Source organism: Pseudomonas sp. BF-R-24 (genome assembly GCF_019947335.1).
In the GTDB taxonomy this organism is placed as follows: Bacteria; Pseudomonadota; Gammaproteobacteria; order Pseudomonadales; family Pseudomonadaceae; genus Aquipseudomonas; species Aquipseudomonas jessenii.
The window spans coordinates 281,232-294,106 of sequence record NZ_JAGYGG010000002.1 but is presented as its reverse complement, the minus strand read 5'-3'; the positions used below and the strand labels follow the sequence as shown (position 1 = coordinate 294,106).

The 12,875-nt window shown below is 61.9% G+C and carries 9 protein-coding genes; 8 read left to right on the top strand and 1 reads right to left on the bottom strand.

Features of this window, described 5'->3' with window-relative positions; all coding sequences use genetic code 11:
• The 8 genes from KGA98_RS02925 to yccS all read left to right on the top strand — a co-directional run.
• On the top strand, nucleotides 1-103 hold a 103-nt coding region (locus KGA98_RS02925), incomplete at its 5' end, for a hypothetical protein (RefSeq protein ID WP_223501000.1).
• A 181-nt stretch (nucleotides 104-284) separates the two neighbouring features.
• Nucleotides 285-1,985, top strand: a complete 1,701-nt coding sequence (gene betA, locus KGA98_RS02920; protein ID WP_223500982.1) for a choline dehydrogenase — start codon at nucleotides 285-287, stop codon at nucleotides 1,983-1,985.
• 276 nt (nucleotides 1,986-2,261) lie between these two features.
• The gene (locus KGA98_RS02915; RefSeq protein WP_223500973.1) at nucleotides 2,262-3,704 is read left to right on the top strand and encodes a TldD/PmbA family protein; all 1,443 of its coding nucleotides are present in this window, start codon (nucleotides 2,262-2,264) and stop codon (nucleotides 3,702-3,704) included.
• On the top strand, nucleotides 3,704-5,041 hold the full coding sequence (locus KGA98_RS02910) for a TldD/PmbA family protein (protein WP_223500971.1): 1,338 nt from the start codon (nucleotides 3,704-3,706) through the stop codon (nucleotides 5,039-5,041). The genes KGA98_RS02915 and KGA98_RS02910 overlap by 1 nt, the downstream gene beginning before the upstream one ends.
• Nucleotides 5,042-5,210: 169 nt before the next feature.
• The gene (mdtD, locus tag KGA98_RS02905) at nucleotides 5,211-6,638 is read left to right on the top strand and encodes a multidrug transporter subunit MdtD (RefSeq protein ID WP_057712975.1); all 1,428 of its coding nucleotides are present in this window, start codon (nucleotides 5,211-5,213) and stop codon (nucleotides 6,636-6,638) included.
• Between the two features lie 105 nt (nucleotides 6,639-6,743).
• Nucleotides 6,744-8,081, top strand: coding sequence for an ATP-dependent RNA helicase DbpA (dbpA, locus tag KGA98_RS02900; RefSeq protein WP_235863953.1), 1,338 nt, complete (start codon nucleotides 6,744-6,746; stop codon nucleotides 8,079-8,081).
• A gap of 153 nt (nucleotides 8,082-8,234) precedes the next feature.
• Entirely contained in the window at nucleotides 8,235-9,413 is a 1,179-nt protein-coding gene (locus KGA98_RS02895) for an NAD(P)/FAD-dependent oxidoreductase (RefSeq protein ID WP_223500963.1), read from the top strand.
• A gap of 226 nt (nucleotides 9,414-9,639) precedes the next feature.
• Nucleotides 9,640-11,823: a YccS family putative transporter gene (yccS, locus tag KGA98_RS02890; RefSeq protein ID WP_223500961.1), complete on the top strand. Its 2,184-nt coding sequence runs from the start codon at nucleotides 9,640-9,642 to the stop codon at nucleotides 11,821-11,823.
• Between the two features lie 156 nt (nucleotides 11,824-11,979).
• Here yccS and KGA98_RS02885 read toward each other — a convergent pair whose 3' ends face one another.
• Nucleotides 11,980-12,717: a substrate-binding periplasmic protein gene (locus tag KGA98_RS02885; RefSeq protein ID WP_223500947.1), complete on the bottom strand. Its 738-nt coding sequence runs from the start codon at nucleotides 12,715-12,717 to the stop codon at nucleotides 11,980-11,982.
• Nucleotides 12,718-12,875: the final 158 nt, after the last annotated feature.

Here is a 12,875-nt window from a genome sequence, read left to right as displayed (position 1 = left end):
GCAGTCGGGTGTCGGCCGTGAGAACGGCATCAGTTCGCTGAACAATTTCACCCGCATCAAATCGGTACAGGTCGAGCTGGGCGATTACGTCTCGGTGTTCTAAGACCGAGACCTGTATTGCTCGCGAGGGCCTCTTCGCGAGCAAGCCCGCTCCCACAAGGGGCCAGTGGCGAACACAGATCCTGTGTACACCAGAGATCAAATGTGGGAGCGGGCTTGCTCGCGAATCGAGTGCGCAGCACTCGTCAGGCCAGACCTGACCAACTTCAAAGAGGGTGCATTCAATGTCCCAAGAATTCGACTACATCATCATCGGTGCCGGCTCTGCCGGTAACACCCTGGCGACCCGTCTGACCGAAGACGCAGGCGTCACCGTCCTGCTGCTCGAAGCGGGCGGCCCGGACTACCGTTCCGATTTCCGCACGCAGATGCCGGCCGCCCTGGCGTTCCCGCTGCAAGGCCGTCGCTACAACTGGGCTTACGAAACCGATGCCGAGCCACACATGGACGGTCGTCGCATGGAGTGCGGTCGCGGCAAGGGCCTGGGCGGTTCCTCGCTGATCAACGGCATGTGCTACATCCGCGGCAACGCCATGGACTACGACGGCTGGGCAAAATTGCCAGGCCTTGAGGACTGGTCGTACCTGGACTGCCTGCCGTATTTCCGTAAAGCGGAAACCCGCGACATCGGCCCTAACGACTACCACGGTGGCGACGGCCCGGTCAGCGTGACCACGCCGAAAGCCGGCAACAACCCGCTGTTCCACGCCATGGTTGAAGCCGGCGTGCAGGCCGGTTACCCGCGCACCGAAGACTTGAACGGCTACCAGCAGGAAGGCTTCGGCCCGATGGACCGCACCGTGACGCCGAAAGGTCGTCGTGCCTCCACCGCCCGCGGCTACCTGGACGTCGCCAAGAAGCGTTCGACCCTGACCATCGTCACCCACGCCCTGACCGACAAGATCCTGTTCGAAGGCAAGCGTGCGGTCGGCGTGCGTTACCTGGTCGGCACCGCTGAGGAGCGCGTTGAAGTCAAGGCGCGCAAGGAAGTACTGCTGTGCTCCGGCGCCATCGCTTCGCCGCAGATCCTGCAGCGCTCCGGCGTCGGCCCTGCCGAACTGCTGAACAAACTCGACATTCCGGTGGTCCACGATCTGCCGGGCGTCGGTGAAAACCTGCAGGATCACCTTGAGCTGTACCTGCAATACGCTTGCACCCAACCGGTCTCGCTGTACCCGTCGCTGCTCTGGTACAACCAGCCGGCCATCGGTGCCGAGTGGCTGTTCAACGGCACCGGCATCGGCGCCAGCAACCAGTTCGAAGCCGGCGGTTTCATCCGTACCCGTCCGGAGTTCGAATGGCCGAACATCCAGTACCACTTCCTGCCGGTAGCGATTAACTACAACGGCAGCAACGGTGTGAAAGAGCACGGCTTCCAGGCGCACATGGGCTCCATGCGTTCGCCAAGCCGCGGGCGCATCCAGGCCAAGTCCAAGGATCCGCGCCAGCACCCGAGCATCCTGTTCAACTACATGGCCACCGAGCAGGACTGGCAAGAGTTCCGCGACGGCATCCGCCTGACCCGGGAAATCATGCAGCAACCTGCACTGGACGCCTTCCGCGGTCGCGAGATCAGCCCGGGCATCGAGGTGCAAACCGACGAGCAACTGGACAAGTTCATCCGCGAACACGCCGAAACCGCGTTCCACCCGTCCTGCTCGTGCAAGATGGGCACCGACGAAATGGCCGTGGTCGATGGCGAAGGTCGCGTGCATGGCATGCAAGGCCTGCGCGTGGTCGATGCGTCGATCATGCCGATCATCACCACCGGCAACCTCAATGCACCTACGATCATGATGGCCGAGAAAATCGCCGACAAGATCCGTGGTCGCAAGCCATTGCCGCGCAGCACCGCCACTTACTATGTGGCGGGTGAAGCGCCGGTGAAGGGCAAGCCGGTGCGGGAAGTGAGCCAGATCGCTTAAGGCGTTACACCGCGTTACGGCTATTCGCGAGCAAGCCCGCTCCCACACTTGATCTCCAGTGGACACAGATTTTGTGAACACCCGGGATTAAATGTGGGAGCGGGCTTGCTCGCGAAGGGGCCCTGTCAGCCACCACCCCTCCCAAAGTATCTCCACTCTAGACCGCTCCACCCTTGATCCTCCCCCCTCGCAGGCCTAATCTAGCGCCACGCAATCGTTTCACCTCTCCCCTCGCAGCACCGCTCCATCGCCACTCCATACCCAGGAGGTTCACGAATGTTCGATTTCTACCCCCAGCTCAAGCAGCGCTTCGCTGCCTTGCGCACGGGTGCTGAATTCTTTTCCCTGCGTTATGTGCGCGAATCCGGGCAGTACCTGTCGGTGCGCAAGAACGTCGCCGAACCACCGAGCCTGAGCCGCGACGAAGGGGCGATGCTGACCGTGCGGGTCAATGGCGTCGAGGCCTATGCGGCCACCAACGACCTGTCGCAACAGGGCCTGCAAGCCGCCCTCGAACGCGCCGAATTCCAGGCCCGTCGACTCAAGCCCCACGCCTTGCTGGACCTGCGCGAGCAGGCTGTTTCCAGCGACCGCGCCGATTACTTTTCACCCAACCTCGACCAGGCCTTCCCGTCCCTGAGCGACTGCTTCCAACTGCTTGGCACCGAGTCGGCCGCCGTGCCCAAGGACGAGCGCCTGGTGAACTGGCAGGTCAGCCTGGGTATCACCCACGTCGAGCAGATCTACCTCAACAGCGCCGGTGCCGAACTGCGCCAGGCCCAACGCTTTGTGTACCCCGGCCTGGACGTCACGGCCTACGACGGCAACGACAGCCAGACCCGCAGCCTTGGCCGCGAGAACTTCGGCCAGCAAGGCGCGGCGGACGTCATCAGCCGCTGCGGCCTGATCGGTGCCGGTGCCCAGGTGGCCGATCAGGCCCTGCAATTGCTCCTGGCGCCAAACACCCCGCAAGGCAAGCGCGACCTGCTGCTGATGCCCGACCAGATGATGCTGCAAATCCACGAGTCCATCGGCCATCCGCTGGAACTGGACCGCATCCTCGGCGACGAGCGCAATTACGCCGGCACCAGTTTCGTCAAAGCCAGCGATTTCGGCCGCCTGCAATACGGTTCCGGCCTGCTCAACGTGACCTTCGATCCCGACATCCCCGAGGAGCTCGCCAGTTACGGTCATGACGACGACGGTACGCCCGCCAGCAAACAGTTCCTGATCCGCGAAGGCCTGTTGTTGCGCCCGCTGGGCGGTGCGTTGTCGCAATTCCGTGCCAGCATGGACGGCGTCGCCAACAGCCGCGCCTGCGGCTGGAACCGCCCACCCATCGACCGTATGGCCAACCTCAATATCGAGCCCGGCGATCAGTCCATCGAACAACTGATCGCTGGCATCGAACACGGCGTGCTGATGTCGACCAACCGCTCATGGTCGATCGACGATGCACGCAACAAATTCCAGTTCGGCTGCGAATGGGGCCAACTGATCGAAAACGGCGAACTCAAGGGCGTGGTGAAGAATCCCAACTATAGGGGCATCTCCGCGCAGTTCTGGAAAAGCCTCAGCGCCGTCGGCGATGCCGGTACCCTCAAGGTCCTCGGCACACCGAACTGCGGTAAGGGCGAACCGAACCAGGTGATCCGCGTCGGCCACGCGTCACCGGCCTGTGTGTTCAGCAACGTTGATGTATTCGGAGGAGACGCCTGATGAATCCTTCAAACAGCCAGTCCGCGTCGTTCAAGGCGCTGGTCAACAGCCTGCGTGCAGCCCTGCAAGAACCCGAGCAGTTCACCCTCAGCTACGCCGCCGAGTCGTCGGCCTTCGTGCGTTTCAACCACGCCAAGGTGCGTCAGGCCGGTCAGGTGCAGCAGGCGAGTATCGGCCTGAAGCTGATCAACGAAGGCCGCCATGCCGACCTGAACATCACCCTGGCCGGCGATCCCCAGGTTGATCTGCGACGTTTGACCGAAGGCCTGCAACAGCTGCGGGAAACCTTGCCGCTGCTGCCTCCGGATCCTTATTTACTGCTCAACCACAATGGCTGGCAGAGCAACAACGTGCAGTCGCATCCACTGCCGGACACCGAACAGGTGGTCGCGCAAATCACCCAGGCCGCCGAAGGCCTGGATCTTGTCGGTTTCTACGCTGCCGGACCGATCAGCCGCGGCTTTGCCAGTTCTTCGGGCGCCTTCGGCTGGCATCAGGCCAACAGCTTCAATTTCGACTTCAGCCTGTTCCATGAGAATGGCCAGGCCGTGAAAGCCAGCTACGCCGGGCACGACTGGAACAGCGAAGGCTTTGCCAGACGCTTCCAGCAAGCCCGCGAGCAGCTTGAGTTTCTGGGCCGGCCGCTGCGCACTTTGGCACCCGGCCAATACCGCGCCTACCTGGCACCGGCGGCGCTGGAAGAAATCATGGGCATGCTGTGCTGGGGGGGATTCTCTGCACAGTCGATTGCCAGCAAAAGCAGCCCGCTGCAAAAGCTCTACGGTGGCGACAGCGCCTTCAGCCCGCTGGTCTCGCTGGATGAAAAAGTCAGCGGCTCGCTGAGCCCGGCGTTTTCCGATGAAGGTTATCCACGCAGCGACCTGGGTTTGATCGTCGACGGCAAGGCCGGGGCACAACTGGTCAGCTCGCGCAGCGCCGCGGAATACGGCTTGACCGCCAATGGCGCCAGCGGCGGTGAATCACCGAGCGCGCTGAACATGAAGGCCGGGGCATTGCCTGACGCGGACATCCTCAAGCAACTGGGCACCGGGCTGTACATCAGCAACCTGTGGTACCTGAACTTCTCGGATCAACCGGCCGCCCGCCTGACCGGCATGACCCGGTTTGCCACGTTCTGGGTCGAAAACGGCGTGATTCAGGCACCGGTCAGCACCATGCGTTTTGATGACAGCGCCTTCAGCCTGCTCGGTTCGCAGCTGGAAGCGTTGACCCAGGAGCGGGAGTTGTTGCTGTCGGCGAGTACGTACAGCCAGCGGGCGACGGCGTCGGCGTTGTTGCCGGGGGCGCTCGTAAACCGGCTCACATTAACGCTGTAACCACAAACTCCCGGAACACCGGGAACCTTGTGGGAGCGAGCTTGCTCGCGATGAGGCCATTTCATTCAACATCATTGTCGACTGATCTACCGCTATCGCGAGCAAGCTCGCTCCCACAATGACTGTGATCACAAATCATTTAGCATTGACTTCATCCACAAGAGGTCCCATGCCCAACCGCCCGCCTCTCGACGCTGTGACTGCCCGCTGGATACCCTGGGTCGTCGCCATTGCCTTCTTCATGCAGTCCCTCGACGGGACGATCCTCAACACCGCCCTGCCCGCCATGGCCCGGGACCTGGCCGAAGATCCGCTGCGCATGCAAGGTGTGATCATCGCCTACATGCTCACGGTCGCCTTGCTGATTCCCGCGTCCGGCTGGATCGCCGATCGCTTCGGCACCCGGAAAATCTTCTTCAGTGCGATTTTGCTGTTCAGCCTCGGCTCGCTGCTCTGCGCATTGTCGACCAGCCTGACCCAGTTGATCGGCTCCCGGGTGATCCAGGGCTTGGGCGGCGCGTTGATGCTGCCGGTCGGGCGACTGGTGGTGTTGCGCGCCTACCCGCGCTCGGAGCTGGTGCGGATCATGGGCTTCATCACCATTCCCGGGCTGCTCGGCCCGTTGATCGGCCCGACCATGGGCGGCTGGATGGTGCAATACCTGACGTGGCACTGGATATTCCTGATCAACCTGCCGGTGGGGCTGGTTGGTTGCTACGCCGTGTGGAAGTTCATCCCGGACCTGCGCGGCACCGAGCGCACCCGTTTCGATAGCCTGGGCTTTGTGCTGTTCGGCGCGGCGATGATTCTGATCACCATCGCCATGGAAGGCCTGGGCGAATTGCACCTGCCGCACCTGCGGGTGATGTTGCTGCTGTTCGGCGGCATGGCGTGCCTGGCGGCGTACTGGCTGCGTGCCGGGCATATCGAAAACCCGCTGTTCGCGCCGTCGTTGTTCAAGACCCGGACCTTTGCCGTGGGCATTCTCGGCAACCTGTTCGCCCGCCTCGGCAGCGGCGCCCTGCCCTTTCTGGTGCCGTTGCTGCTGCAAGTGGCGCTGGGCTATTCGCCGTCCCAGGCCGGGATGAGCATGCTGCCGCTGGCGGCGGCGGCGATGATCGCCAAGTGGGTGGCGCGGCCACTGATCGAACATCTGGGTTACCGCATCGTGCTCACCGGCAACACCCTGGCGCTGGGGATCATGCTGGCGAGCATGGGCCTGGTCAGCGAGCAGACGCCGTACTGGCTGCTGCTGTGCCAGCTGGCGATCCTTGGCGCGATCAACTCCTTGCAGTTCACCGCGATGAACACCGTGACCCTGATCGACCTCGACGATGCCAGCGCCAGCAGCGGCAACAGCCTGCTGTCGGTGGTCGCGCAATTGTCACTGAGTCTGGGGGTAGCCTGCGCCGGTGCATTGCTCGGCGGGTTCACGGCCGAGATCGGAAATGACGGCGTGGACACGGTTTTGGGCGCCTTTCAACTGACGTTTGTGACGGTTGGAATCATGGCAATGCTGGCCGCGACGATCTTTTCCCAGCTGTCACGGAATGACGGACGGCGAGTCAAACGTCCGGAAGAACACATAGAGCCTTAGGGCGAATGGCCACCGGACTGGTACACTGCGCGACATTTTGTTTTGCAGGCCAGTCCCGTGACCACCATCGCCACCGAATTTAATACTTTGCCGCTGTCCGCCGCCATGCTGGCTAACCTCGACTCCCTCGGTTATGCCCAGATGACGCCGATCCAGGCGCAAAGCTTGCCGGTGATCCTCAAGGGGATGGACCTGATCGCCCAGGCCAAGACCGGCAGCGGCAAGACCGCCGCGTTCGGCATCGGCCTGCTGAACCCGATCAATCCGCGTTACTTCGGTTGCCAGGCGCTGATCCTGTGCCCGACCCGCGAGCTGGCCGACCAGGTCGCCAAGGAAATCCGCCGCCTGGCCCGTGCCGAAGACAACATCAAGGTCCTGACCCTGTGCGGCGGCGTGTCCCTCGGCCCGCAGATCGCTTCGCTGGAACACGGCGCGCACATCATCGTCGGCACCCCGGGGCGCATCCAGCAGCACCTGCGCAAGGGCTCGCTGGTGCTCCACGGCCTCAACACGCTGATCCTCGACGAAGCCGACCGCATGCTCGACATGGGTTTCTACGACTCCATCGAAGAAATCATCATGCAGGCCCCGGAACGTCGCCAGACCTTGCTGTTCTCCGCTACCTACCCGGTAGGCATCAAGCAGTTGGCCTCGAAATTCATGCGCAATCCGCAGCAGGTCAAGGCCGAGGCGTTCCACGACGACACGCAGATCGAGCAGCGCTTCTACGAGATTTCCCCGGATGACCGCATGAGTGCGGTGACCAAGGTGCTTGGCCACTTCCGTCCGGCCTCCTGTGTGGCTTTCTGCTTCACCAAGCAGCAAGTTCAGGAAACCGTCGATCACCTGACCGCCAAGGGCATCTCCGCCGTCGGCCTGCACGGCGATCTGGAACAACGTGACCGCGACCAGGTGCTGGCGATGTTCGCCAACCGCAGCACTTCGGTGCTGGTGGCAACCGACGTCGCTGCGCGCGGCCTCGATATCGACTCCCTGGACATGGTGATCAACGTCGAGCTGGCCCGTGATTCGGAAATCCACATTCACCGCGTAGGCCGTACTGGCCGCGCCGGTGAGAAAGGCCTCGCGATCAGCCTGGTGGCGCCGTCCGAAGCACAGCGCGCCCAGGCGATCGAGCAATTGCAGAAGACACCATTGACCTGGGATCAGGTGGACAACCTCACCTCCAAGGGTGGTGGTCCGCTGTTGCCGCAGATGAGCACCCTGTGCATCGCTGGCGGCCGTAAGGACAAGGTTCGTCCGGGCGACATTCTTGGCGCACTGACCGGTGACGCCGGCATCCCCGGCGCCCAGGTCGGCAAGATCGCGATTTTCGACTTCCAGGCCTATGTGGCCGTGGAGCGCGGCGTCGCCAAGCAGGCCTTGCAGCGCCTGAACGACGGCAAGATCAAGGGCCGTTCGTTGCGCGTGCGCATTTTGTAAAACAATCTTCGACCCAACGAAGATCCCCTGTGGGAGCGGGCTTGCTCGCGAATGCAATCTGTCAGTCGATCTATCAGGTGACTGATACACCGCTTTCGCGAGCAAGCCCGCTCCCACATTGGTTTTGTGGTGATACATCAAGAGGACACCGTTTTGCGCTCTACCGAAGTCGTGATCATTGGCGCTGGCGCCGCAGGGTTGATGTGTGCACTGACCGCCGCCGGGCGCGGGCGCAAGGTGTTGCTGCTCGACCATGCCAACAAGGCCGGCAAGAAAATCCTGATGTCGGGCGGTGGCCGCTGCAATTTCACCAACATGTACACTGAACCGAGCAATTTCCTCTCGCAGAACGCGCACTTCTGCAAATCCGCCCTGGCCCGTTATACCCAGTGGGATTTCATCGGCATGGTGGCCAAGCACGGCGTGCCGTACCACGAGAAAAAACTCGGCCAGTTGTTCTGCGATAACAAATCCAGTGACATTCTCGAAATGCTGCTCAACGAGTGCGATCAGGTCGGCGTCAGCCTGCACCTGGACACCTCGATCCAGACCATCGAGAGGCTTGAGAAGGGCTACTTGCTGGACACGACGCTTGACCAAATCACCTGCGAATCCCTGGTGATCGCCACCGGCGGCCTGTCGATCCCGACCCTGGGCGCCACCGGTTTCGGCTATCAAGTGGCCAAGCAGTTCGGCCACGAACTGCTGCCGACCCGCGCCGGCCTGGTGCCGTTCACCATCACCGATCAGCTCAAAGCCTTGTGCACCGAATTGTCCGGTACGTCGGTGGATTGCCTGGTGAGCTGCAACGACCAGAGCTTCCGCGAGAACATCCTGTTCACCCACCGCGGCCTCAGCGGCCCGGCGATTTTGCAGATCTCGTCGTTCTGGGAATCCGGCGATACCGTCGAGATCAACCTTCTGCCGGATCACGACGTACCGAGCTGGCTGCAACAGCAACAGGCCGAACGTCCCAACAGCGAGCTGAAAACCCTGCTCGGTGAAATCTTCACCAAGAAGATGGCCAACCTGCTGGCGGACAACTGGTTCGTCTCCAAACCGATGAAGCAGTACACCCACGCGGAACTGGCCGATATCGCGGAAAAACTGGCGAGCTGGAAAGTCGTGCCGGCGGGCACCGAAGGCTATCGCACCGCCGAGGTGACCCTGGGCGGCGTCAACACCAATGAAGTGTCGTCCAAGACCATGGAATCGCTGAAGAGCCCGGGGCTGTACTTCATCGGCGAAGTGCTCGACGTGACCGGGCATCTGGGCGGGTTCAACTTCCAGTGGGCGTGGGCATCGGGTTACGCGGCTGCGCAGTACGTCTGATCGCACACAAATCAAAATGTGGGAGCGGGCTTGCTCGCGAAAGCGGACTGACAGTCAACATCTATGTTGAATGTACTGACCTCTTCGCGAGCAAGCCCGCTCCCACATTTGTTTTATGTTGTTCGGTAAAGGAACAGATTTTGCTGTCTGATGTGATCGACGCCATTGCGTCGGCGTCATTAGTGGCTCAATTTAGCGTCATTGCCTCGGAAGGCCTTCGCATTTCATGTCATCGACTTCGTTCCGCCAGTCTCTGCGTCGCCTTTGGGCGCTGGATAAGTTCAGCTACAGCGTGCGGGTATTCATTGCCCTGACCGGCACCATGGCGCTGTGTTGGTATCAGGATGAAATGGGCCTTCTGATCCCGTTGTTCCTGGGAATCATCGCCAGTGCCCTGGCCGAGACCGACGACAGCTGGCAGGGCCGTCTCAACGCACTGGCGGTGACGCTGGTGTGTTTTGCGGTCGCCGCCCTCTCCGTCGAACTGCTCTTCCCCTACCCCCCGCTGTTTATCATCGCCTTCGCCCTGGCCGCATTCTGCCTGACCATGCTCGGCGCCCTCGGCGAGCGCTATGGCGCGATTGCCTCGGCGACGTTGATCCTTTCGGTCTACACCATGATCGGCGTGGACCAGCGTGGCGGTGCGGTCACCGACGTCTGGCACGAGCCGATGCTGCTGGTGGCCGGTGCTGCCTGGTACGGCTTGCTGTCGGTGTTGTGGCAGGCGCTGTTTTCCAATCAGCCGGTGCAGCAGAGCCTGGCGCGGCTGTTCCGCGAGCTGGGCTTTTACCTGAAGCTCAAATCCTCGCTGTTCGAGCCGATCCGGCAGATGGACGTGGAGGCGCGGCGTCTGGAGTTGGCCCAACAGAACGGCCGGGTGGTGGCCGCACTGAACGCCGCAAAGGAGATCATCCTGCACCGGGTCGGCAACGGGCGCCCGGGGTCGAAAGTCAGCCGCTACCTCAAACTGTACTTCCTCGCCCAGGACATCCACGAGCGTGCCAGTTCGTCGCACTACCCGTACAACGCCCTGGCCGACGCCTTCTTCCACAGCGACGTGCTGTTCCGCTGCCAACGCCTGTTGCGCCAGCAAGGCAAGGCCTGCCGGGCACTGGCCGAATCGATCCAGATGCGCCAGCCGTTCACCTATGACGCCAGTTTCGCCGAGGCCCTGAGCGACCTGGATGCCTCTCTCGAACACCTGCGCATCCAGAGCAACCCGGCCTGGCGCGGCTTGCTGCGTTCACTGCGGGCACTGGCGGCCAACCTCGGCACCCTCGACCGCCTGCTCAGCGATGCCAGTAACCCCGACGCCCTGGCCGACGCCACCGACAGCAGCCTGCTCGACCGTTCGCCGCGCAGCTTCAAGGACGTGTGGCTTCGCTTGCGCACGCAGCTGACGCCGACCTCGCTGCTGTTCCGCCATGCCCTGCGATTGCCCCTGGCCTTGAGCATCGGCTACGCCATGGTGCATTTGATTCACCCGTCCCAAGGCTACTGGATCATCCTCACTACGCTGTTCGTCTGCCAACCGAACTACGGCGCCACTCGCCGCAAACTCGGTCAACGGATCATCGGCACCGCCATTGGCCTGACACTGGCCTGGGCGCTGTTCGACCTGTTCCCGAACCCGCTGATTCAGTCATGCTTCGCCATCGCCGCCGGTGTGGTGTTCTTTACCAACCGCACCACCCGCTACACCCTGGCGACGGCGGCAATCACCCTGATGGTGCTGTTCTGCTTCAACCAGGTAGGTGACGGTTATGGACTGTTCCTGCCACGCTTGTTCGATACCTTGCTCGGCAGCCTGATCGCCGGGCTGGCGGTGTTCCTGTTCCTGCCGGACTGGCAGGGCCGACGCCTGAACAAAGTGCTGGCCAACACCCTGGCCTGTAACAGCATTTACCTGCGCCAGATCATGCAGCAATACGCTGCGGGCAAAAGCGACGACTTGGCCTACCGCCTGGCCCGCCGCAATGCGCACAACGCCGACGCGGCGCTGTCGACCACACTGGCCAACATGCTGATGGAGCCGGGACATTTCCGTAAGGAGGCGGATGTGGGCTTCCGCTTCCTGGTGCTGTCACACACGCTACTCAGTTACCTGTCGGGACTGGGCGCGCACCGGGAAACCCAACTGCCGACGGACGTGCGTGAACATTTGATCGAAGGGGCTGGAGTGAAACTGGCCGCCAGCATCGACGAGATCGCCCAAGGGCTGGCGAGCAAGTCTTCGATTGAGATTCAGAGCGATGAAGAAGAAGCACTGGCCAATGAACTGGAACAGATGCCTGATGAAATCGATGAGGGGCAGCGGTTGGTGCAGACGCAACTGGCGCTGATCTGCCGGCAGTTGGGGCCGCTGAGGACGTTGGCGGCGCATCTGATCAAGGACACCAGTGAGGATTGAGATCTGTGGTGTCTGGGCAGGCCTCATCGCGAGCAAGCTCGCTCCCACAGGGGGCTCTGGTGTTCACAAAACTTGTGTCGACTGAAGATCTACTGTGGGAGCGAGCTTGCTCGCGATGAGGCCATCAGCAACAACACAGAAACTGGCTCAACCCACTCACATCCCATGCCGTTTCATCAACTTGTCATAACTCCCGTCCGCCTTCATCGCCGCTATCTCGCGGTCGAAACCGGCGACGATCCGTGCATGCTCGGGATTCTTCAGGCTGACGATGATATGCAGGCTGTTCTCGCTCAATGGCTTGGGCAGGAACTCCACGGCGTTCCGCACCTTGGGTGACTCACGGGCCAGGTAGTAGCGGGCGACGAATTCATCTTCCAGCGTCAGCTTGACCCGGTCCGCCGCGAGCATGCGCACCGCCATGGCGAAACTGTGCACAGGGATTTTCTGCAACGACTCGTCGTTGTCGAACGGGGGCGAATAGGCGTATCCACGCACCACGGCAATCGGATAGGTGTGCAATTGCTGCAGGTTGTTGAATTCAATGGGCGCGTCCTTGCGCTTGAGAAAGCGCACGCGATTGAGCAGGTACTCGCCGGAGAACTGGCCAAGCCTGGTCCGCTCCTCCGAGTACCACGCGTTGACCAGCACGTCGTATCGACCCTCGCCCAATCCCATCAAGGCCCGTGCCCAGGGCACCTGTTCGAAATCACTGGCGTAGCCAGCCCTGGCGAGCGCGGTACTGACAATATCCGTCGCCAGACCACCGTTGACGAGCGTGGAATCGGTAAAGGGGGGCCAGGCATCAGCGACCAGCCGCAGTTTTTCTGCCGCCGCTCCCTGAACCAGCAACAGCAATCCAATCAAGGCCAAAGCTCGATGCAATCGCGGCATGCCAGAAAATCCTTAGCGGGCGGCTTGCCCGACGTGTTTTCAGCCAAAACCCCAAGGCCCCTGTACCGGCAAGGCCCGGGTACTCAACATTCGCTCATCGAAGCCATAGCACAGCGCTTCGGTCCAGATTACACAAAGAAGACATCCGCGCGAAAAAT

Coding starts and splice junctions, on each gene's coding strand:
- betA (WP_223500982.1), top strand. CDS start 285: ATGTCCCAAGAATTCGACTACATCATCATCGGTGCCGGCTCTGCCGGT.
- KGA98_RS02915 (WP_223500973.1), top strand. CDS start 2,262: ATGTTCGATTTCTACCCCCAGCTCAAGCAGCGCTTCGCTGCCTTGCGC.
- KGA98_RS02910 (WP_223500971.1), top strand. CDS start 3,704: ATGAATCCTTCAAACAGCCAGTCCGCGTCGTTCAAGGCGCTGGTCAAC.
- mdtD (WP_057712975.1), top strand. CDS start 5,211: ATGCCCAACCGCCCGCCTCTCGACGCTGTGACTGCCCGCTGGATACCC.
- dbpA (WP_235863953.1), top strand. CDS start 6,744: ATGCTGGCTAACCTCGACTCCCTCGGTTATGCCCAGATGACGCCGATC.
- yccS (WP_223500961.1), top strand. CDS start 9,640: ATGTCATCGACTTCGTTCCGCCAGTCTCTGCGTCGCCTTTGGGCGCTG.
- KGA98_RS02885 (WP_223500947.1), bottom strand. CDS start 12,717: ATGCCGCGATTGCATCGAGCTTTGGCCTTGATTGGATTGCTGTTGCTG.